We start from the raw sequence: 22,773 nt of genomic DNA on the forward strand, positions 1-22,773 counted from the left end.
TCGAGATAAATTTTACTGTATGTATTTTATATATAACAGAGAAAAGTCATTTATAAAAATTCACATGAATACAACACATGTTTATTTTTGTTATTGTATATCTTGTAACGCCAATTTTTGTTCTTATGGAAATATAGGTATAACAATAAATTGATGTTAGAAAAGTATATGTAACCTTTCTATATAATGTAAACCGTAATTTATGCTATTAAAGATGAAATAACGATTGTACAACAGGAGGTGGCATTATGGAGTTACGTCATTTGAAAACTTTTATTATTGTAGCGGAAAGCGGTGGATTTACACGGGCTGGAGAATGGCTCGGATATACACAATCAACAATTACTAATCATATCCAATCCTTAGAAGAAGAAATTGGAAGCCCCTTGTTTGATCGTCTTGGTAAAAAGGTGATTTTAACTGAAGTAGGAGAGCACATGCTTTCTTATGCGCAAAAAATATTAGAATTATCTAATGAGGCGCTGGAGTCATCTCAAATGAACGGTAAACCATCAGGGACGATACGTATTGGGGCAAACGAGTCTTTAATGATATATCGATTGCCTGTGATATTATATGAATTTAAAAAGAAATATCCGCAAGTTCATATCATTTTACAGCCATCAGAGAGCCAAGAGTTACATAATGAGTTAAAGTCAGGTAAATTTGATTTTGCTTTATTTACAAATCCGGAAAAGCTTGGTTTAGATATTGTCACTCATTCCCTTGTTCGAGAAACAGTTGTGCTTGTTGCTCCGCCAGGGCATCCGCTAACAAAACAAAAAATCGTTACTCCTGCTGATTTAGAAGGAGAAATGTTATTGCTTACAGAGCCGGGAAGTTATCGAGACTTATTAGAAAAATGGATAAAAAAGGAAGGTGTTAATTGCTCAAGTATTCACTTTTGGAGTATTGAGGCAATTAAACAAACCGTCATGTGTGGACTAGGATTATCGTATTTACCGCTTATTACGGTTAAGGAGGAAATTGAGCGTGGCAAGTTAATCGCGCTTCCATGGATATACAGTGAGGATTTTGTTACAACGGAACTGGCATACCATAAAAATAAATGGTTGACTTCGGCGATGAAAAAATTAATTGAAATGATAGAGAAACATGCAGAGAAATGGAGAGAGACAACTTAGTTTCCTAAGATGTTGAATTATAACATACATGTAAAGGCATAGATGGGAGGAAAATGTAATGAATGAACGTACGAAAGAGATTTTACTTGTTATAGTTGGATCATTATTATTTGCGATTGGGATTAACTTTTTTGCTATTCCAAATCGATTATCAGAAGGGGGGATTATCGGTCTTACTGTTATTACTTACTATTTGTTTGACTGGTCTCCTGGTGTTGTAAACTTTATAATGAATGCCATTTTACTTGCAATCGGTTATAAATTTTTTGATCAAAAAACGATGGTGTATACAGTTCTTGGGATACTATCTACATCTTTCTTTTTATATATCACAGAAGGCGTTGCAACTCCGGTAAATAATGATACATTATTAGCGGCTCTTTTTGCAGGGAGCTTTGTTGGGGTTGGTTTAGGGTTTATGTTTCGAGCAGGTGGCACATCAGGTGGTTCAGCAATCATAGCCAGGTTAGCAAATCAATATTTGGGCTGGAGTGTCGGGAAATGCGTATTAATTATTGATATTGTTGTTATTGCTGGTTCAGTGTTTATTATCGGACAGGAGAAAGCGATGTATACACTTGTAGCGGTCTTTATTGGCGCGAAGGTCATTGATTTTATTGTAGAAGGAATGGACACAAGAACAGCTGTGACGATTATTTCAAACTATCCAGATGTTATTCGAGAATCCATTATGAAGCACATGACGCGCGGTGTAACAGTGTTAGAAGGACGAGGCGGTTATACAGGAAATAATAAGGAAGTACTATATGTTGTTATTAATAAACAAGAGCTCGTTCAATTAAAACAAGTCGTGAGTAGAAAAGATGAAAATGCATTTGTTGTTATTCATGATGTACGTGATGTATTAGGCGGTGGCTTTAAAGCGAGTTAAAAAATATGACCTTCAAATGTTTGAAGGTTATATTTTTTTATATCGATATTGAAATTTAATAATATGAAGGTGGAGATAGTTCGAAGGTTTATAATTATGTAAAAGATGCAGTTTTTTCTATTTGTGTATAAGAAATTGCTGTAGTTCTAAGATTGAAATGATTCTATAAAGATTGTTGGAAATAGTGCCAAATAAGAAAAAACCGTTTGAAAATCCCAAAAAATATTCTTTTTTAGATTAAATTCTTATCAGGTTATAACAAGTGGATGTTACTTTTTATGTTGTAAAGAGGTATTATTAGTGCTTAAAAATCCTTACAAAAATGTAAGGATAATGAAATGTAATTCGATACAAAGAATGTTATATTTCAATTAAACTAGTAAGGGAGAGTGTTTTGAAAGGAGAGTCGAAATGACAGAAGATATAGAAGCAACGAGTAGAAGTGAAAAGAAAAACATGCGCTCCAAAAAAAGAAGCTTTTTATGGTTTCTGATAATTCCCTTTGTACTTCTTATTATTGGCGGGATAAGTTACAGTTCATTTATATATAGTAAGGCGAAAGCGGTTGTAAGTAATTCTTATGCAGAAATAAATAAGTCTAGTAAACGTGATAAAGAGGTGGCACCTTTAAAAGATAATATTTCTATTTTAATTATGGGAGTAGATGAAAGCGAACAAAGAAAAAGCCAATACGGTGAAGCTGTTCGCACTGATGCTTTGTTATTGGCAACGATTAACAAAGATGATAAATCAGTAAAATTAGTAAGTATCCCTCGCGATTCGCGTGTATATATTCCATCACGAAAAAAATTAGATAAAATTACACATGCGCACGTATTTGGTGGGGTGGAAAGTACACGTGATACGGTTGAACGTTTTTTTAATGTACCTGTTGATTATTATGTGAAATTTAATTTTGAATCTTTTATTAAAATAGTAGATTCACTTGGGGGTATTGATATTGATGTGCCAGTTACCTTTACTGAACAAGACAGCAAAGACCAAGCTGGTGCAATCCATCTTGAAAAAGGTTATCAACATTTAAATGGAGAACAAGCGCTTGCGTTAGCGAGAACACGTAAAATCGATAGCGATGCAATGCGTGGTCAAAGACAGCAACTTGTAATCGAAGCAATTGCAAAAAAAGCATTATCAGTTAAATCAATCACAAAGCTGAGCTCATTATTAGATGCAGTTGATAAAAACTTAAAAACAAACTTAACATTTGATGACATGCTAGCGATTGCGAAAAATATGGCAGGGACAGACTTAAACATCGAAAAAATGCAAGTACAGGGCACAGACAAACGTATTAATGGAATTTATTATTACCAACCAAATGAACAGAATGTAAAAGAAATATCAAAACAATTGAATGAACATCTTGGTATTACAGAGAAATCGGTATCTAAATAAATAGAGAAAAGGTTGGCGAAAAGCCAACCTTTTTCTATTTGAATCAGCCACCTTTTAAAGTTCGATATATTTATTTTTGAAAAAATGAATAAGGATATTTTAATGAAACGTTTGCTTGATAGTTAACTATAAAATCGGAGGAAGAAGCGGAGTCTACGAATAAAATTGAGGAAATAATTTAAAAAGGAAAAGAAAGGACTAATATTGAAAGTATAAAGCAGTTATAGTTACTATTTCACCATAAAAAAATTTAAAACAATAATACTAAATGAATAAGGGGAAATGAATATGACATTTGAATTTTTACTCAAACTAGGTCTGGCACTCTTTCTTGGACTGTTAATTGGAATTGATAGACAGCTAAAGAATAAACCGCTAAAGAATAAACCGCTTGGTGTGAAAACGAGTATGGTGATTTCGGTAGCAAGTTGTTTAATTACGATTGTGTCTATTGAATCAGTAAATGTATATTCATCACCAGGGCATACGAATATGGATCCTATGCGCCTTGCAGCACAAATTGTTAGTGGAGTTGGTTTCCTCGGTGCAGGTGTTATTTTACGGAGAAATAATGATGTGATTTCTGGATTAACAACTGCTTCTATGGTTTGGGCGGCATCAGGCTTAGGAATTGCGATTGGCGCAGGTTTTTATTTAGAAGCAGCTGTGGCAATGGTCTTAATTATTTTGGCAATTAATGTATTTCCATATCTTGTTAAATTGGCAGGGCCTTATTCTTTGAGGCAAAGGGATTTATCAGTAAAAATAGTTGTTAATAAGCATCAAGAGCTAAATCAAATTTTTACACAAATTAAGCATTTAAATTTGCAAGTGAAACGTGTGAAAATTAAAGATATAGATAGCGGTTATCAACAATTAGAAATGATGGTATCAGCTTCTGAAAAGTTATATACAACTGATTTATATACCTCTTTAAAAGAGATGGAACAAAGCGTTTCAGTGGAAGTAGAAAGCAGATAAGTTAGTAGTAATATGAAATCTCAAGAATTTGGACATCAAATTCTGTATAAACAACAGATGTATATAGGTAATTTGGAACATTTTTGAAATGAAAAATAAAGCCATGACAACATCCGATGAGGCAATGTTATCATGGCTTTTTACATGGAGATTGTAAGTTTTAAGCGCTAATTTCCTGATTATGAGTAACTTTTCTTTTTTGTGAAATATAGCTGTGTAAAATCATACCAAGCATGATAAGAAACATACTAAACCACGATAAAGCAGAAGGGAATGGAGATGCTAATAAAACTAATTCCCCAAATACTGTAAATAATACCTCCATAGACTGCGTTGCTTCGACAGCAGCTAATTTTTGCATATTGCCTCTCACTAGATCAGTTGCATGGAAGAATAGTACAGTTGCGATTACTCCAGAGCAAATGGCAACCAAACTAGATTGAACTGTCTGTTCTTTGCTGGGCATACCAACAGTAATGAAACCATATATTGATAGCAAAATCCAAAATGGTAAACTAGCTAATGTCATACCTAATACACGTTGATATGCATCTAGACGCCCTGTACATACTTCCATCATTTTACGATTGCCAAGTGGATAAGCAAATGAAGCAACGAGTACAGGAAGTACACCTAATAATACATGTTTTAAAGAAATGTGATTAGCTTGTTCTAATAGCATAAAAGTAATACCAAAAAGAATAATGAGTGACATTGCGAGACCTTTAAATGGTATGGTACCTCTAACTTTTATTGGACCATCTGCTGTTTCAATCGTTTCTGAAAATAATGGCGCAAGTAATGAACCTGAAATAATTGTAATTTGCCATGTCCCAGCAGTTAGCCAACCTGGTGCATATGTTGCTGCGAAGCAAAGAGGGGCATAAAATAATCCAAATCCTACAATGCTCCATAATATCCATGTTTTTGGTTGTTCTTTCATGACTTTTAGAAGAGGACGTAAATTTTTTCTACTCATAACAATAAGCAAAAGCAACGGAACCATAAAGAAATATCGAAGTGACGCACTCCAAATCCAACTTCCGCCGGATAATTCCATAGCGCGGTTTAGAACAAATGTAAAAGCAAAAAAGAATGCTGCACAAACACCTAAAAAAATGGGACGCAATCAGTTCACCTCAATTCATCTGAGAATCCAGTAATTCTTCTATAATAAACTGATTTTTCTGCTGATACAAGCGGCTGTTTTACTTTATGACAAGCTTTGCTAACATATAAAACGCAACCCCCCAAATAATAACACCGGAAATTTTATTTAATAGTTTGATTTTATTTCCGGATGAGTCTACTTTTCCTAGCATTCGTCCAGCAATGGCTAATCCTATAAACCATATCCAAGAAACAAAAATTGTCGCTAAGGAAAATGCCCATTTTTCAGCACCTATGTATTGAATAGAATTTGTTCCAATTACTCCAATCGTATCTAAGATGGCATGTGGATTTAATAAAGAGACAGAAGCCGCGAATACAATTTGTTTTTGGATTGTCATCGTTTGTACTTCATTTTGGGAAACAGTAGGTTCACTTTTCCATATCACCCAGCCCATGTAAAGAAGAAAGAAAAACCCTATTATATAGAGTGTAGTTGTTAACCATGAAAATGTTAACAGCATAAGCGATACGCCCTGCACAGCAATTAAGATTAAAATAGTATCGCAGATTGCCGCTGTTATAACAACTGGGACAGCTTTCAATAAGGTAGATTGACTAGCACCTTGATTAAAAACAAATACATTTTGCACCCCTAAAGGTATAATAAGTCCAAATGCAAGAACAATTCCGTGAAGTATGGCTTCACTCATTTTATCTCCTCCTATGTAGAATTATAATTTTATCCCGCTATTTGCGGGCAGTAAGACCCCCACCTCAAGATTGAGAGAGATGCGAAGAAGATAGGTGGGGGATAACTGCTGGCATGCGCCCGATTAGTTCAACTAACCATCAGTGAAAAAATCGCTCACTGATGGAAGTTTCACCTTATCCCGCATTCCTATGTCAAAATTTAAAGGAAGCGGAGAATATTGCTCATAAAATCAAGATTGATGAGAGCTCTTTATCAGTAGAAACTTCTAACTGATGGAAGTTTTGTTTTATTATATAAATGAAAATATCAATTGTATCCATCCATATGGTTGGATGATGAACCAACCAAAGTATATACTACAAGTATAAAAAGTTAGTTGGAGTGATTTAATGGAATGGTTTGAGTGGAAACCAGATGTATCTTCTTCTATTCCTTTATATAAGCAAATTGAAGAGTATATAAAAATGAAAATTGTCAATGGGGAGTGGACAATAGGAACGAAATTACCGTCTCAGCGAGTGTTTGCTGATGCATTTAGAGTGAATCGAAGTACAATTGTAACAGCATTGGATGAGTTAGCTGCTCAAGGATTAATTGAAGGAAATGGGAGGCGAGGAACGAGGGTTATAAGCAATACATGGGACTTGCTAGTTTCTTCATCGCTGCCTGATTGGAATTCGTATGTTGAGACAGGGCTTCATTATCCTAATTTACCAACGGTTCAAGAGATTAACCGAGCAGAATTTGATTCAAGCATGATTCGATTAGGAACAGGTGAACTTTCATCAGAACTTTTGCCACAAGAGAAAACACAACGTATTATAAGTACACTTTCACAACAAAGTATCCCTTTAGGCTATGAAGAACCGAAAGGAGATATTTTACTGCGTGAACAGCTAGCAAAGTATTTAAAAACGTTAGGCATACAGACATCTTCTTCATCTATTTTAGTCGTATCAGGTGGCATACAGGCTTTGCAGTTAATTTCTATGGGATTATTACAGAAAGGGGCAACGATTCTAGTAGAAAAGCCTTCTTATTTATTTTCTCTTAATATTTTTCAGTCTGCAGGGATGCGGTTAATTGGGATTCCAATGGATCAAAACGGAGTACAACCAACGCTTGTTTCAAAATATAAAAAACAATTCCATGGTTCACTTCTTTATACGATTCCTTCTTTTCATAATCCAACTGGTATTTTAATGAATGAAGCGCGAAGACAAGTTCTTATGGAAACTTGCAATGAGATTGGATTGCCTATAATAGAAGATGGGGTGTATCAAGATTTGTGGATGGACTCTTTACCTTCGAAACCATTAAAAGCATATGATAGAAATGGGAATGTTCTTTATGTAGGAAGTATGTCTAAGACAGTTAGTCCTGGGCTGAGAATTGGCTGGATTGTAGGACCAGAGCCGGTGATTGGACGATTAGCAGATATAAAGATGCAGACAGATTATGGATCTAGTTCTTTGTCGCAACAAGTTGCTGCGCATTGGTTTTTAAGTGGATTGTATGAAGAACATTTAGGCTATATTCGAAAAGAGTTGCAAACACGCAGAGACGTTGCGTTACAAGCGTTGGAAAAGCATTTTGCACATATTGCGACGTGGGATATACCAAAAGGAGGCTTTTACATATGGCTGCATATAATCCCCGTATTTTCTATCCAGGAGTTGTTTCATAAAGCTTTAAAGGCAGGGATTTTGCTTAATCCAGGAAATTTGTATGATCGAAATTCTAATCAGTATTTACGAATTTCATACTCATATGCATCCTTATACGATATTGAAAGAGGGATTGAGAAATTAGCGATGATTATAAAAGAAATACAACAATAAAGAAATGTAAAATACGATGTCGAAGGAGAACTAAAATGAACCGCTATGTAATTTGCCAAATTATTAATGAAACAAAATATTTAGCCGCTTATGCAGAAACAAAGCAAGAGGCAATTGAGAAAGCAGAACTGTTAGGATTAAGGACTGGAGAACGCTATATCGTTATTACAGAGGAAGAAGCAGAGGGATTGCAATATCCGTAAAAAGATGGTAGAGATGGTTACCATTTTTTTACGCTTGCACAATAAATTATTTAGTTATTGTGCAAGCAACAAGACCTCTATTTCAACATTTGTAGAGAATAAAAAAGATAGGTGGAGGATAACTGCTGGCATGTGCCTGATTGGTGAGAGCTTTTCATCAGTGGAGGATGAAAAAAACACTGATGGAAGTTTCACTTTATTGTTTGTCGATAGTATTGGTTCGACTACTTGTAGTACTAGGTGGAGATCCAGTTCGATATTGGTTTATATATTGTTTAAAGTTCCAGGAGTGTAGAAATTTTTCAGCTGCTTGATAACCGGAGCGATAAAGCCAGTCTTTCTCTTCATCACTTAAATGGAAGTTGGTACTAGTAATATTTCCAGTAGGGATTTTAATAGTACGTGCTCTTACTTCTGTGCTGAGATGACGTAAATCGTGGGCTTGCATCATTGTTTTAAATAGCCCTTTAAACATCGAAATAGGTTCTTCGTAATGAACAGGTTCAGCTTGAATTTCGTCTTTCACAAAATGAAATCCAAAGGTAGGCCAACGTGGAATATTTGGTGAGTCGAAAATCCATATCGGATAATTACTGAGAATGCCTCCGTCGACTATATAGCAAGGCTGCTTCCATTTAGGAGTTTTCCATTTAACAGGCTGAAAAAAGAAAGGGATTGTAGCGCTCATTCTCACTGCTTTTGCAATAGAAAATTTTTTATTAGGAAATCCATAATGTAGTAAGTCGTCTGGGAAAACGACCATTTTACCATTACTAATATCGGAAGCAATAATTTTTAAGCCTTCAGGGTTAGGTAAGTCACTAAAACAATGCACACCTTTTTTAGATAATAAATTTTCTAACCATTGTTCTATAAAATCATTTTTATATATCCCCATTTTAACCCATACATTTATTCCTTTTCCGATAATAGGGATTTTATCTATACATGTTTTTGTAATGAAATTTGTATAATCAGCCCCATTTATAATTGTTTTTAATTCTTTTCCTGTATATCCACAGGCAAGAAGTGCTGCGATAATAGCACCAGCTGATGTACCAGCGACTCGCTCCCATTCATAATTATGCTCTTCTAATGCACAGATTGCTCCGACATGTGCAATTCCTCGGACTCCGCCTCCTTCAAAGACACCATCTATTTTCATGAAAATAATTCCTTTCGATCCATTATTTATTTTTGTATATGAAATAAACAGCAAAAAAGCACGGCAAGTGCGTGCTTTTTTACAATAGTTGTTAAAGTTTACTTAGCAGACAAAGCCTCCAAAGCAGCTAGCTCCAATGATGATGAGAAGGATAAATAAAACGATTAATAAAGCAAAACCGCCGAATCCGCATCCGCATCCTCCGCCACCGTATCCGAATCCTCCGCAACCGGGGCCATATCCATATCCGTAACCCATATTTATTTCCTCCTTAATATGAAAAGTTTTTGGGTGAACAAAGTGAAGTTTATGAGGGTGTATTACAAGTGATGATGAGATTGCATGTTTGTAGGAACACTGTATATTATGTAATAAGGAAGCGTTTCGATTATGACGAACAAGCCTTTTTTCATAATGGGTATAGATATGAATAAAGAAAAACGTGAAAGAAACACGATTACATTTTGTGATATGATGTAGGAAATCAAGTTAAATAAGGAGTTTTTATGACGAAACATATTGAAGAATTAATTGAAAAATATCAATTGACTCATATAAAAGATGAGTTGTTGGCTACAGCATTTGAATGTATAAAAGTAGTACCAAAACAAGAAGAGGTATTACCAGTAGGGTGTTCAAAAGTGGGAGGATATCCGGATTTACCAACAACGTTAGACTATCCTACATATAAAGGACATCCTCTTCATTTTGTTGCACAGTTTAATTTAGCTGAACTTCAAGCTGTAGGTATGAAGAATGATTTGCCTCAAAGTGGCATGTTATATTTTTTCTATTTTGCTGATGATAAGCAGGAGGCTCTTTGCGAAGTATATGGAAATTTAAATATAAAAGAAGGTTGGCGTGTTTTATATTATGAAGGAGAAATAGATGATGTACAAAAAACGAATCAAGTGAAGGCACAATATACTCAATGTAGGGTTACATTTGAAATAGCGCAAAAACTTCCAGATTTGTTTATTGAGGACGAAGATGATTCGGATCGTTTCTTACAATTGTTAGAGGAATTAATACCTGATTACTATGACAATCATCAAATTTTCGGTACACCATTTTCAGTTCAAACAGAAGTGTTTGAAGAAGCACAGGAATATTTAGGTGTACATCATAGCGAGATAACATTATTATTTCAAGTAGATTCAGATGAGGAACATTTGAACATGATGTGGGGTGATATGGGAATGTTATATTTCTGTATTGCAAATGAAGATGTAAAGCAGCGACGTTTTGAGAAGGCTTGTTGTATTTTGCAAAGTTTATAAAGTAAAAAGAAGCAGTTTCACGTGTATAACGGAAGCTGCTTTTATAATTGAATTGAGTTGTATAATTGTAAAAAATCGGATTTTCTTTTTTGTGAAAATTCGTATATAGTTGAGATATGTAAGAAAGCTAGTTTAAGATTATTTTATGTTACGAGGATGTGATGAAATGAAAAAATCTATAAAATATGTATCTACTGTGGCACTTTGTTCAGCTATTATAACTGGAGCGCTTCATATTCCTTCAGTCTCATATGCTGCTACAAAACAAGTAGGAGAGACGGCTAATTCTGTAAATGATTCGAAATTGATTACAGAGTTTCAACAAGATTTACAAAAACATCTAAATAACCATGAAACAAATATTACAATTAAATATAAGACGAAACATGCTAATGCACAAGAGGTTTTGGATACATTGGTGCAGGCTTATAATCAAACGTTAGAAAAAGATGAATATTTAAAATACAATGTAAGCAACGCTAAGTTTTCGCTTCGTGGTTTACCAGGGAATTACTCATTTACACTAAATATTTCATATCGTGAAACGAAAGAGCAATCACAGTATGTAATGAAACAAGCGAAATCAATTGTAAATTCAATTATTACAACTGGAATGGATGAGAATGAAAAAGTAAAAGCCATTCATGACTATGTAGTGAAGCATGTTTCATATGACACATCGCTTCGTTCTTACACCGCATATGACGCATTAGTCAATCGTTCGGCGGTTTGTCAAGGGTATGCATTATTAACTTATCAGCTATTAAAAGAAGCAGGAATTCAATCTCATATTGTAATAGGAACTGGAAATGGTCAGTCACATGCATGGAATCTTGTAAGTATTGATGGTAAATGGTACCACCTCGATACGACATTTGATGATCCAGTTCCAGATAAACAGGGACGTGTTATGTATTCTTATTTTAATTTGTCTGATGAGCAAATGAGTAAAGATCATCAATGGGATCGTAGTAAATATCCAGTTGCAAATACAAACTATTATAATGAGTTAACGACAAAAATTAAAGCAGGTAGTAAGAAGTCCTCTAGCTATCAACAAATATTAACAGATACAAATCTTGTTTATTTAGCACCGGAATTTGGGGCGGAAGATTACAACCAGTTAAAGCAAAAATTACAGCAAAAATTTACATCTAAACAAGAAAAGGTAGAGCTTCGTTACCATCAAACAGTCGATCACACCATGCATGATGTTAAGAAGGTATTGAATGAAATTTCTTGGCCAAAAGGAGCAAAGAGAGTATCATACCAGGTAGCTCCTTATCAAGGGCAAGATGGATATTCATTATTAACAATTACATTTGCTTATTAAATTGTGTGGAAGGGCATCTAATTAAAGATGCTCTTCTTTTTTGTGCAAATATATTTTGAATGTTAGAGTGTTACTGACTGCTATAAAAAGTGATAACTTGTTAAAGATTTAGTAGAGGAGGCAAGAACTAGTGTACGTAAAAATAATCATCATTATATAATGATGATTATTTTTTTGATAGATTAAGTGAATTTCATCATTATTCGTCATATGAAATTTCAGTTTTTCTTGGAATATGACGTAATTATTGGTAATATTGTTAATGTTATTATATATTTTCGCTGAAAAATTTTCACTTTAAAATATATCACTTTACATATTTTTATATAATAGATTATAAATTTGAAAGAGGGAAATGGTATCGATGAATTTAAAAAAAATAAAAAATACATTTTTAGCTGTGGGTGTTCTATGTATGAGCGCACCACTAACTGCGTTTGCTAATGGTGAAGACAAACTGCAACCGGTAAAAGAGGCTGCAAATCAATTAGGGTGGGTTCAACTAGAGAATGGGGCTTGGGTCTATTATATAGACAATAATCAGGGGCGCGTAATGAATGCTTGGAAATATATTGATGGTGGATGGTATCAATTTGATGGAAACGGTTATTTAGTCAATAAAACAGGCTGGGAAAAGTTGAACGGACAATGGATGTATTATGAAGGAACTAATGGAATTGTAACAAATGCTTGGAAATATATTGATGGTGGATGGTATCAATTTGATGGGAATGGTTATTTAGTCAATAAAACAGGCTGGGAAAAGTTAAACGGACAATGGGTTTATTATCAAGGCGATAAGGGCATTGTTGTGAATAGTTGGAAAAAAATTGACGGAAGATGGTATCAATTTGATGAGAATGGATATTTAGAAGTACAAGAAGGTTGGAAAAAGTTGAATGGGAAATGGGTATATTATGTTCCAGGAAATTACGGACTAGCCACAAATGAAAAACTTACAATTGAAGGTGTATCTTATTCATTTGATGGAAATGGTTATTGGGTGAACACTGCCAATGGTATTGTAGAACTTGCGAAGCGGCAACTTGGCACTCCATATCAATGGGGAGGATCTGCTCCTGGAGGATTTGATTGCAGTGGATTTATTTATTATGTATTTAGTCGAAATGGCTATTCAATAAGTAGAATGGATGTTGCTTCATATTGGGATAGAGCTAGGGAAGTGAGTACACCACAACCTGGAGATTTAGTATTCTTACAAAATACATATAAAGCAGGTCCTTCCCATATGGGAATTTACATAGGAAATGGAAAATATATTCATGCTGATAATGATGGGGTTAGAACTGCTAGTGTAAATGATTCGTATACGAGTAATCATTTTTTAGGGTATGGAAGATTTTAAAATAATATATTCATATAATTATATAAATTTATTTGATTATATGAATTGAGAGCCTGTTAGTAATATGAACTAATAGACTTTTTTGTGTTATTAATAAGGTTCTGTCGCTTGTGAAATAGTGTCTAATAATCCAGGAAATCTCTTGTTTAAATCTTCTGTCCTAATAGAGATGAAACGTTGTGTCCCTTCGATTCTTGTATACATAACACCAGACTCTCGTAATACTTTAAAGTGATGAGATAGTGTGGATTTAGCAATCGGAATGTTTACAGCTAGCTTGTATGTATTTTCGCTATTTACATTTAAAAGAAGCGGGAATATAAGAAGCATAGAATCTGAAACAAAGCAAAAAGTAGTTTCGGGTTCTATAATAAACAATAAAAATGTTATGTAAACTGAAATGTTGAAGCACTGTTTTCATGTATATACTAAAACAGTGCTTTTCGTTTTGATTGAATCGTTGCAGCATTTTCATCTTTCATACCAGCTTCTTTAATAATGCGTTGTTTTGCTTTATCTAACAAATTGTTTACTGCTTCACCAAAATAGTTTGCTTCTTGTTTTGTGCGGGCTTCTCGTAAACATTTGTAGTTTTCTATCAGCTCCTCTTTTTCAGGGTCTGTTAAGAAATCTTCTATCTTTTTATTTGTCATACGAAACACCCTCTCTTCTGACAGACACTTCAATTCAGAATTTTATTTTTCATTATATCAACAATTCCTTATTTATAGTACATATTAACGTTTTAATAATTTGTCAATTTCTTGAATTTTTTCATTTGCTTTATTTATTTGTATATTCTTTGCTTGTTCTCCTCCAAGTGCTTGATGGAGTAAAAATGTTTGACCAGAAATTGCAGTAACGATTGCAACTTTAATAATTTCTTTCATTGTTGTCGCGTCAAATAAAACAAGACCTAATAGTGCAGCAAGACTACCAGTAATAATATCAGCAAAAAAACCAAGATGGAAAAAGGTTTTTAATCGGCGTGGAAGCAACAATTTGCCTTGATGATTGATAAGATGGGCAACAAAACCGGTAATTCCACCAACGAGAAGAGCCGTTAGCCACGAATACATATCCATCAAATCCACTCCTTTTAGTAAATACAATTCTGTTTATATTACAGATACTCCTTTTAGAACTTGATATACCATATATTGAGAAAATTGGTTTAGGGTGGGTACCTCTATTGTACTGAAAATTCTGTCATAAATGGTAGATATTTAAATTGAAATTTCATATAATAAAATTAAATCTAACGAGAACGGAGTGATGTATTATGACGATTGTTTATATGATTCATACGATGAGTGCAAATACGGAAGGAATGGGCGGAGCTTTGTAAAGAATCGCTATATCCTTCCGCAGTATACATTTTAGGGAGGATACGAATTTGAATCGTAATCATTTAGTAACATTTGGATGGGATTTATATTTTGAAGACCAATTATTGGAGCAATATGAAGTAGGCCGTGTTTTATTAGAACATAAACATATGTATCGGGTTATATGTGAAGATGGTGAATATATAGCCGAGCTAGCAGGGAAATTTCGATATGAAGTAATTGAGAAAGGTGATTACCCTGCAGTGGGTGATTGGGTAAGTATAACAAAACTGCCACAAGAAAAGAAAGCAATTATTCATGGTGTGCTTACAAGAAAAAGTTCTTTTTCAAGAAAAGTAGCTGGGGAGAAAACGGAGGAACAAATTGTCGCAGCAAATGTGGATTATCTTTTTTTAGTTAATGCTTTAAATGCTGATTTTAATGTGAGACGAATTGAACGTTATTTACTGTTAGCATACGAGAGCGGAGCAACGCCTGTTGTTATTTTGACAAAGAGTGATTTATGTGCAGATGTACAGCAAAAGGTGATGGAAACAGAGGCTGTTGCAATTGGTGCATCTATTTTTGCGGTTGATAGTCTGCATCAAACAGGAATAGAGACGTTACAACGGTTTTTACAACCAGGAAAAACGATTGCGCTTATTGGTTCTTCTGGAGCAGGGAAGTCTACGTTATTGAATGCTTTAATGGGAAATGAAGTGGCAAAAACAGGTGAAATTCGTGAGAGTGATAGTAAAGGAAAGCATACGACAACGCACCGAGAATTGTTCCAATTACCAACTGGTGCACTTGTTATTGATACACCAGGAATGAGAGAATTGCAGCTTTGGGAAGGAAGCGGAGCGATGCACGCAACCTTTTCTGACATTGAAGAAGCTGCAAAAAAATGTCGTTTTCGTGATTGCCAACATGAAAATGAACCAGGTTGTGCAATTCGTATTGCACTTGATGAGGGAACATTAGAAGAAGCGCGATTTTTCAATTATAAAAAATTGCAAAAAGAAATTGCTTACGCGATGAGAAAACAAGATGCTCTTTTGGCTCGTACGGAGCGTGAAAAGTGGAAAAAGATTGCGAAGCAAATGAAACAGAAAAAATAAAAAGAAAACTCCAAAAGGCATGTGCTTTTGGAGTTTTCTTTTTATCCCGCATTAACAGACGGTAAGGCGCCTCTCTCAAGATTTTAAGAAGTCAAAGAAGATAAGCGTGAAATCATCGTTGAAGATTGTACTATATACAATGTTTTATTTTAATGTATTTATATTTTAAATTAATATTATCTTTATATATAGACAAAACGAAATTAATTATATAAAATTTACAAATAATGAATCGGAAAATGTCATATAGTTTATTGATTCGTATTATATTTTCTGTTTTTTCATTTTATATAATTTTAAATTATCACCTTGGATAGAACGTAAAGGGGGAGCTGTATGTCAAAGTTGTTTAAACCATTCCAGAATATGAATGTAGGAAAAAAACTTCTACTTTCATTTTTTATCATTTTGATTTCTACTATTTCTATAATTGGTAGTATGTCTTATGAAAGTGCAAAGAAGAATTTTGAAAATCAAATTATGAGTAGTGCCAGTGACAATGTTAAAATATTAGATAATTTAATTAATCAAATGATTGACGCAGAATCTAATGATGTTACGCATTTTTCCAAAGTAATTCAGCGTAATATGCATGAAACAGAAAATGGAGAGAGCATTAGGAAAATGCTTGCCCAGTATGTAAGCTTACATCCTCAGATAATACAACTTTATGTAGGAACTGATAGCGGAGCATTTATTCAAGAACCAAATGTACAAATGCCTGCGGGTTATAATCCGAAAGAGCGTCCTTGGTATATAGATGCAATGGAAAAAAATGGTGGTATTGTTGTAACACAGCCTTATAAGGATAAAACGACTGGAAATATAGTTGTTACAATTGCTAAAAAATTGGATGATGGCAGCGGTGTTATCGGTATTGATTTGAAACTTGAAAATTTATTAAACACAGCAAAAATGATTAATATCGGTAAAAAGGGATATGCATTTATTCTAGATCAAAGTCAAAATGTTATTGCCCATCCAGAAGAGAAGCCGGGTACAAAAGCACCTGATGCTTGGGCGAAACCAATGTATAAAACAAATCATGGAACGTTTACATATTCATATGGGGATAAAGAAAAGAAAATGGTATTTGCAACAAATGCGAAAACCGGATGGAAAATCGGTGGTACGATGTATACAGATGAAGTTATTAAAGCGGCAGAACCTATTTTTTATAATACGTTACTGATTGCGGCAATTTCCCTCATATTAGGAGGAGCGATTATTTACTTCATCACACGTTCTATTACGAAGCCTTTAAAACAATTAGTGATTTCTTCCCATAGGATTAGTGAAGGTGATTTAACAGAAACGATTGAAGTGCGCTCGAATGATGAAATTGGACAGCTTGGAAAAGGCTTCAATGAAATGGCTCAGTCGTTACGTGATTTGATTTCAAGAATTAATTCTTCAGCAGGACATGTAGCTGCTGCTTCGGAAGAATTAACGGCAAGCGTGAGACAAGCTGGTGAAGCGACTGAGCAAATTACAGCGGCAATGGACCAAGTTTCAAGCAGCGCAGTAACACAAACAAAAGGTGTTGAACAAGGAGCGATATTGCTTCAAGAGGTGACAGAAGGAATTCAGTTTGTAGCGGATAATTCCTCTGCTATTTCCAATTCCTCCGCCTATACACGTGAAAAAGCAGAAGCTGGGGACAAACTTGTTGAACAAACAGTAAATCAAATGCAATCCATCCGTGAGTCAGTTTCAGAATCTGATGCAGTCATTCAATTGTTAGCTGATAAATCGAAACAAATTGGTGATATATTAGAAGTGATTCAAAATATTGCTGATCAAACGAATTTATTAGCATTGAATGCCGCAATTGAAGCAGCACGAGCAGGAGAACATGGAAGAGGTTTTGCGATTGTTGCGGACGAAGTTCGTAAATTGGCAGAACAATCTAGCACATCTTCAAACGAGATTGGAAAATTAATTACAGAAATTCAAGAAGATATGAGCAAGACAGTTAGCTCTATGAATCATGTAAATACAGAAGTACAGTCTGGTATTCTCATTGCGAATGAAACAAAGAAAAGTTTTACAGAAATACTACAGTCTACAAATGAAATTGCAAAACAAATCGGTAGTATGGTTGAGGTAGCTCAAAAAATGTCCAAAGGGGCAGATGAAGTATCAGTTTCAGTCGGTGAAATTGCGGTAACCGCACAAAATAATGCATCTAGTACACAAAGTATAGCAGCATCGGCTGAAGAACAATTAGCTTCTATTGAAGAAATTAGTTCAGCAGCTGGAACATTATCACAAATGGCTGAAGAGTTACAAGTGTTAATTGAACGATTTAAAGTGTAATGAAAAAGTGCGTGGAAAAAGTAATCCACGCACTTTTCGTTTTAGTTATGATAAAAATAGCTTATTAATGAGTGAAAGAGATGATGTATGTCATCTTTTTTATTTTATGAGTATTAATACTATATAGTTTCGGACGGGAAAATACAGCTGTTACAGTCATTTGTGGTACAATAAATGTACTATATAGAATAGGGTATAATGAGCAAGAGGTATGAGAGGGGTTATGTTATGCTACATGAGAAGATTGCATCATTTTTTCAAGTTCTTCCTCAAGAAGCTGGAAATAATCGAGGCTGGAAATATTACATTCAAGAGGAAAATGGTGCGTATTCTATAACAGAAGAAATATTATCGAAAGGTACAATTATAGAATTATTTTTTAATGAAGATGATGAGATTCGTCTCGTTTTATATAAAGATGGTCAGCCGATTACAACGATTCAACGTATTGCTGTCCAAAAGGTGGATATTATAAAAGAAGAGGAAACCCTTCAATTTGTATTAGATCGTATGCCAAGTCGCATGATTCGACTACAGTTAAAACCATTTCTTGCAATTGAAATGGGATTGTACTGGGAAGTATGTGAAGATTGTGAGTAAAAAAACATCCGTTCCTAATTAACGGGTTCGGTTATTGGGGAGAAAACAATAAATAACAACTTAATTAGGGACAACACTTTACATATGAATTGTTGTCCCTGTTTTTGTTGTTATATCAATGTTTTAGTCAATTTAGCATAATAATTAGCACATCAATATGCAAACAAATTGAAACTATCACATAAATTTACGTGGTGTTGTTAAAACTAGTGCTAAAACTGTTTCGAATATAAATCAAACGGAGTAAAGAATAGTAAAATATTTCGTCAAAAAACGCTCAGAAATTTGAGCGTTTTTTGCTTGTTATTTATCTTGCTAATTTGCTGTTGAAATATATGCTGATTAGCAAGATATTGACATTTTTATTAGCATTTTTTCTCCCCAAGATTTTAAAAAATCGATAGAAGTTAGGTGAGAATAACTTCTGGCATGCGACTGATTCGTTCAACTAAGTAAAAGTGTGGGAAAGAAAATAGTACGGGGGGAAGTTTTGTTAGAAGTAAATCTCTATATTTTATATTTTAAATTAATATATACCTATATATGGACAAAAAGAAATTAATTATATAAAATTTACAAAGTATGAGTCGAAAAATGTCATATATTCCACTCATTCATATTTTTTCTTCATTTCATATACTTTTAAATTATCATCTTGGAGAGAACATAAAGGGGGATCTGTATGTCAAAGTTGTTTCAACCATTTCAGAATATGAATGTAGGAAAAAAACTTCTACTTTCATTTTTTGTCATTTTAATTTCTACTGTTTCTATAATTGGTACCATGTCTTATCAAAGTGCAAAGAAGAATTTTGAAAATCAAATTATGAGTAGTGCTAATGACAATATAAAAATATTAGATAATGTAATTAATGACATGATTGACGCAAGATATAATGATGTTACACAGTTTTCTAAAATAATTCAGCGTAATATGTATGAAACGGAAAATGGAGAAAATATTAGGAAACTATTTGCGCAATATGTAAATTTACACCCTGAAGTAATGCAAATTTATGTAGGAACTGATAATGGGGTGTTTATAGAAGAGCCTTATGTGCAAATGCCTGCAGGGTATAATCCGAAAGAGCGCCCTTGGTACATAGATGCAATGAAAAAAAATGGAGGTATTATTCTAACACAACCTTACAAAGCTAAATCAAACGGGCAGATTGTTGTTACAATCGCCAAAAAATTAGATGATGGCAGTGGCGTTATCGGTATTGATTTGAAGCTTGAAAATTTATTAAAAACAACAAAAACGATTAACATTGGTAAAAAGGGATATGCATTTATTCTAGATCAAAGCCAAAATGTTATCGCCCATCCGGAAGAGAAGCCGGCTACAAAAGCACCTGATGCTTGGGCGAAACCAATGTATAAAACAAATCATGGAACGTTTTCATATTCATATGGGGATAAAGAAAAGAAAATGGTATATGCAACAAATATAAAAACCGGTTGGAAAATCGGTGGTACGATGTATACAGATGAAGTTATTAAAGCGGCAGAACCTATTTTTTATAATACGTTACTAATTGCGGCAATTTCTCTCATATTAGGAGGAGCCATTATTTACTTCATCACACGTTCTATTACGAAGCCTTTAAAACAATTAGTAATTTCTTCCCATAGGATTAGTGAAGGTGATTTAACAGAAACGATTGAAGTGCGCTCGAATGATGAAATTGGACAGCTTGGAAAAGGCTTCAATGAAATGGCTCAGTCGTTACGTGAGTTGATTTCAAGAATTAATTCTTCAGCCGGACAGGTAGCGGCTGCTTCCGAAGAATTAACGGCAAGTGTGAGACAAGCGAGTGAAGCGACTGAGCAAATTACAGCGGCAATGGACCAAGTTTCAAGCAGCGCAGCAACACAAACAAAAGGTGTTGAACAAGGAGCGATATTGCTTCAAGAGGTGACAGAAGGAATTCAGTTTGTAGCGGATAATTCCTCTGCTATTTCCAATTCCTCCGCCTATACACGTGAAAAAGCAGAAGCTGGGGACAAACTTGTTGAACAAACAGTAAATCAAATGCAATCCACCCGTGAGTCAGTTTCAGAATCTGATGCAGTCATTCAATTGTTAGCTGATAAATCGAAACAAATTGGTGATATATTAGAAGTGATTCAAAATATTGCTGATCAAACGAATTTATTAGCATTGAATGCCGCAATTGAAGCAGCACGAGCAGGAGAACATGGAAGAGGTTTTGCGATTGTTGCGGACGAAGTTCGTAAATTGGCAGAACAATCTAGCACATCTTCAAACGAGATTGGAAAATTAATTACAGAAATTCAAGAAGATATGAGCAAGACAGTTAGCTCTATGAATCATGTAAATACAGAAGTACAGTCTGGTATTCTCATTGCGAATGAAACAAAGAAAAGTTTTACAGAAATACTTCAATCTACAAATGAAATTGCAAAACAAATCGGTAGTATGGTTGAGGTAGCACAAAAAATGTCCAAAGGGGCAGATGAAGTGTCAGTGTCAGTCGGTGAAATTGCGGTAACAGCACAAAATAATGCATCTAGTACACAAAGTATAGCAGCATCGGCTGAAGAACAATTAGCGTCTATCGAAGAGATTAGTTCAGCAGCTGGAACACTATCACAAATGGCTGAAGAGTTACAAGTGTTAATTGAACGATTTAAAGTGTAATGAAAAAGTGCGTGAATAAAAAAACATCCGTTACTAACGGATGTTTTTTTATGTTTTTTGCTGTTGTTTGAAAGCGATAATTGGAAGAAGAATTAAGCTAATCCAGCCAATTACAGGATATAGCATATGAAGTAATTCGCTATAACCGATATAACTAAAGCAATAACTAATTAGTAAGATGAAATAAATAATGATGTTACTTTTCCAACCAGTGATAGACTGAAGCTGTTTTGTCATACCAAATACATTACCAACAAGTGTTGTAAATACTTCCCCAAAAATAATTAACACAAAAAAGAAATGAAAAGTAGCATTGAAGCGGCGTACAACTTCTGCCATTGGAATATTGTATTGATAAAATTGTTCAACAGATAAAATAGCAAAGTGACTACATAACAAAATTAAACAAAGACCCGCTCCCCCCAATATCCCCCCCCATTTAATAGCTTGCTGATCTTTCACTTCACTTGCTAATGGTACAAGTACACTTTGGGAGAGAGAGAGGTTGAGTGCAACATATGTGACTGGACTTGTAATCCATTTGACATTCCAATTTTCAGAAGGTGTTATGTTGAAAAGAGAAGTTGCATCATGAAAGAAGGTTGTAATAGATAGTCCTACAATAAAAATCATCATAATTGGTACGACGAGCGAGTTGACTTCAAAAACTCCTTGTAATCCTCTGCTACCAATTACAATACAAGCAAGTATCGTTATAAAGATACCAAGCTGTCTTGGTAGGCGAAGTTGTTCTTCAAACACCGCTCCAGCTCCGGAAAGCATGACGCTTGTTACACCAAATAATACGAGAAGCAATAAAATATTTACAACGTTACCAAAGATATCTCCAAATAAATATTTATTAAATTCTTGAGTAGAAAATGCTCCGATTTGTGAGGAAAGCATCATCATTTTTGTACCTAACCAAATGAAGAAAACACCGCTTACCAAAATACCAATTGTTCCGTATGTACCATGGATTGTAAAGAACTCAACGATTTCTCTTCCTGTTGCAAAACCAGCTCCAACAACAGTACCTATATAAGTAGCAGCAATTTTCTTTGCTACTTTCCATTGTTGATTATCCATTTAATCCCTCTTTCTTGTATGATGCGTTTGATTTATCTTGCACCCTCACCCTAACATTCAGAGTAAATAGGGATAAAGTGAAGCTTCCATCAGTAAAAATTTCCTTCATTTCTACTGATGGAAAGCACGATTAATTGGATTCTTATGGGCAGTTATTCCCTACCTGTCTTCTTTATTTTTTCTGAATCTCGAGGTGAGGGTCCA

General features: G+C 34.4%; 21 protein-coding genes and 2 pseudogenes. 15 read left to right on the top strand and 8 right to left on the bottom strand.

Translation table 11 applies throughout. From position 1 onward, the window contains the following. Positions 1–248: 248 nt before the first annotated feature. The 4 genes from AB1284_RS07775 to AB1284_RS07790 all read left to right on the top strand — a co-directional run bounded on the left by AB1284_RS07775 (position 249) and on the right by AB1284_RS07790 (position 4,434). Complete coding sequence (locus tag AB1284_RS07775; protein ID WP_429750370.1) at positions 249–1,145, top strand: LysR family transcriptional regulator; 897 nt, start codon at positions 249–251, stop codon at positions 1,143–1,145. Between the two features lie 58 nt (positions 1,146–1,203). Further along, the gene (locus AB1284_RS07780; protein WP_429750368.1) at positions 1,204–2,037 is read left to right on the top strand and encodes a YitT family protein; all 834 of its coding nucleotides are present in this window, start codon (positions 1,204–1,206) and stop codon (positions 2,035–2,037) included. A 411-nt stretch (positions 2,038–2,448) separates the two neighbouring features. Next, positions 2,449–3,453 (top strand): LCP family protein, encoded by a 1,005-nt coding sequence (locus AB1284_RS07785; protein ID WP_429750366.1) that lies wholly within the window; start codon positions 2,449–2,451, stop codon positions 3,451–3,453. A gap of 288 nt (positions 3,454–3,741) precedes the next feature. Next, the gene (locus AB1284_RS07790; protein ID WP_429750364.1) at positions 3,742–4,434 is read left to right on the top strand and encodes an MgtC/SapB family protein; all 693 of its coding nucleotides are present in this window, start codon (positions 3,742–3,744) and stop codon (positions 4,432–4,434) included. Positions 4,435–4,594: 160 nt separating this feature from the next. Here AB1284_RS07790 and AB1284_RS07795 read toward each other — a convergent pair whose 3' ends face one another. Together AB1284_RS07795 and AB1284_RS07800 are read right to left on the bottom strand one after the other, a co-directional pair. Further along, on the bottom strand, positions 4,595–5,563 hold the full coding sequence (locus tag AB1284_RS07795) for a DMT family transporter (RefSeq protein ID WP_429750362.1): 969 nt from the start codon (positions 5,561–5,563) through the stop codon (positions 4,595–4,597). Positions 5,564–5,642: 79 nt separating this feature from the next. Then, positions 5,643–6,257: a LysE/ArgO family amino acid transporter gene (locus tag AB1284_RS07800; RefSeq protein WP_429750361.1), complete on the bottom strand. Its 615-nt coding sequence runs from the start codon at positions 6,255–6,257 to the stop codon at positions 5,643–5,645. A 391-nt stretch (positions 6,258–6,648) separates the two neighbouring features. On the opposite strand from AB1284_RS07800, the gene AB1284_RS07805 reads away from it, so the two are divergent. Then, positions 6,649–8,100 carry a PLP-dependent aminotransferase family protein gene (locus tag AB1284_RS07805; protein WP_429750360.1) on the top strand — a complete coding sequence of 484 codons (1,452 nt, stop codon included), beginning with the start codon at positions 6,649–6,651 and terminating at the stop codon, positions 8,098–8,100. A gap of 35 nt (positions 8,101–8,135) precedes the next feature. Further along, complete coding sequence (locus AB1284_RS07810; protein ID WP_429750358.1) at positions 8,136–8,303, top strand: DUF3933 family protein; 168 nt, start codon at positions 8,136–8,138, stop codon at positions 8,301–8,303. Positions 8,304–8,499: 196 nt separating this feature from the next. Here the strand turns inward: AB1284_RS07810 and AB1284_RS07815 are convergent, their stop codons facing one another. Then, positions 8,500–9,468, bottom strand: coding sequence for a patatin-like phospholipase family protein (locus AB1284_RS07815; protein WP_429750357.1), 969 nt, complete (start codon positions 9,466–9,468; stop codon positions 8,500–8,502). Positions 9,469–9,570: 102 nt separating this feature from the next. Continuing rightward, complete coding sequence (locus tag AB1284_RS07820; protein ID WP_429750355.1) at positions 9,571–9,726, bottom strand: YjcZ family sporulation protein; 156 nt, start codon at positions 9,724–9,726, stop codon at positions 9,571–9,573. Between the two features lie 248 nt (positions 9,727–9,974). On the opposite strand from AB1284_RS07820, the gene AB1284_RS07825 reads away from it, so the two are divergent. The 3 genes from AB1284_RS07825 to AB1284_RS07835 all read left to right on the top strand — a co-directional run bounded on the left by AB1284_RS07825 (position 9,975) and on the right by AB1284_RS07835 (position 13,447). Continuing rightward, complete coding sequence (locus tag AB1284_RS07825) at positions 9,975–10,748, top strand: YwqG family protein (protein ID WP_429750354.1); 774 nt, start codon at positions 9,975–9,977, stop codon at positions 10,746–10,748. 166 nt (positions 10,749–10,914) lie between these two features. After that, positions 10,915–12,081: a transglutaminase domain-containing protein gene (locus tag AB1284_RS07830; protein WP_429750352.1), complete on the top strand. Its 1,167-nt coding sequence runs from the start codon at positions 10,915–10,917 to the stop codon at positions 12,079–12,081. 415 nt (positions 12,082–12,496) lie between these two features. Beyond that, positions 12,497–13,447 (top strand): NlpC/P60 family protein, encoded by a 951-nt coding sequence (locus AB1284_RS07835; RefSeq protein ID WP_429750351.1) that lies wholly within the window; start codon positions 12,497–12,499, stop codon positions 13,445–13,447. Between the two features lie 90 nt (positions 13,448–13,537). Here AB1284_RS07835 and AB1284_RS07840 read toward each other — a convergent pair whose 3' ends face one another. From AB1284_RS07840 to AB1284_RS07850, 3 genes are all read right to left on the bottom strand, one after another. Continuing rightward, on the bottom strand, positions 13,538–13,825 hold the full coding sequence (locus tag AB1284_RS07840) for an ArsR/SmtB family transcription factor (RefSeq protein ID WP_429750349.1): 288 nt from the start codon (positions 13,823–13,825) through the stop codon (positions 13,538–13,540). Between the two features lie 50 nt (positions 13,826–13,875). Next, complete coding sequence (locus tag AB1284_RS07845; protein WP_336484368.1) at positions 13,876–14,100, bottom strand: hypothetical protein; 225 nt, start codon at positions 14,098–14,100, stop codon at positions 13,876–13,878. An 84-nt stretch (positions 14,101–14,184) separates the two neighbouring features. After that, positions 14,185–14,532, bottom strand: a complete 348-nt coding sequence (locus tag AB1284_RS07850; protein ID WP_429750347.1) for a DUF4257 domain-containing protein — start codon at positions 14,530–14,532, stop codon at positions 14,185–14,187. Positions 14,533–14,843: 311 nt separating this feature from the next. On the opposite strand from AB1284_RS07850, the gene rsgA reads away from it, so the two are divergent. The 6 genes and pseudogenes from rsgA (at position 14,844) to AB1284_RS07880 (ending at position 21,480) form a co-directional block, all read left to right on the top strand. Further along, complete coding sequence (gene rsgA / locus AB1284_RS07855; protein WP_429750345.1) at positions 14,844–15,896, top strand: ribosome small subunit-dependent GTPase A; 1,053 nt, start codon at positions 14,844–14,846, stop codon at positions 15,894–15,896. Between the two features lie 480 nt (positions 15,897–16,376). Beyond that, positions 16,377–17,276 (top strand): annotated as a pseudogene (locus AB1284_RS07860) (HAMP domain-containing protein); the annotation flags it as partial. A gap of 120 nt (positions 17,277–17,396) precedes the next feature. Continuing rightward, a complete protein-coding gene (locus AB1284_RS07865; RefSeq protein WP_429761871.1) occupies positions 17,397–18,215 on the top strand; it encodes a methyl-accepting chemotaxis protein in 819 nt (272 codons plus the stop codon). Between the two features lie 228 nt (positions 18,216–18,443). Further along, a complete protein-coding gene (locus tag AB1284_RS07870; protein WP_429750343.1) occupies positions 18,444–18,815 on the top strand; it encodes a DUF3979 family protein in 372 nt (123 codons plus the stop codon). A gap of 826 nt (positions 18,816–19,641) precedes the next feature. After that, positions 19,642–20,541 (top strand): annotated as a pseudogene (locus AB1284_RS07875) (HAMP domain-containing protein); the annotation flags it as partial. Positions 20,542–20,661: 120 nt separating this feature from the next. Beyond that, positions 20,662–21,480 (top strand): methyl-accepting chemotaxis protein, encoded by an 819-nt coding sequence (locus AB1284_RS07880; RefSeq protein WP_429761872.1) that lies wholly within the window; start codon positions 20,662–20,664, stop codon positions 21,478–21,480. Between the two features lie 48 nt (positions 21,481–21,528). On the opposite strand, the gene AB1284_RS07885 is transcribed toward AB1284_RS07880, so the two are convergent. Then, positions 21,529–22,569, bottom strand: a complete 1,041-nt coding sequence (locus AB1284_RS07885; protein ID WP_429750342.1) for a YkvI family membrane protein — start codon at positions 22,567–22,569, stop codon at positions 21,529–21,531. Positions 22,570–22,773 lie beyond the last annotated feature (204 nt).

The sequence above is a fragment of the Bacillus sp. S2(2024) genome (assembly GCF_050474045.1).
Classification (GTDB): domain Bacteria; phylum Bacillota; class Bacilli; order Bacillales; family Bacillaceae_G; genus Bacillus_A; species Bacillus_A yunxiaonensis.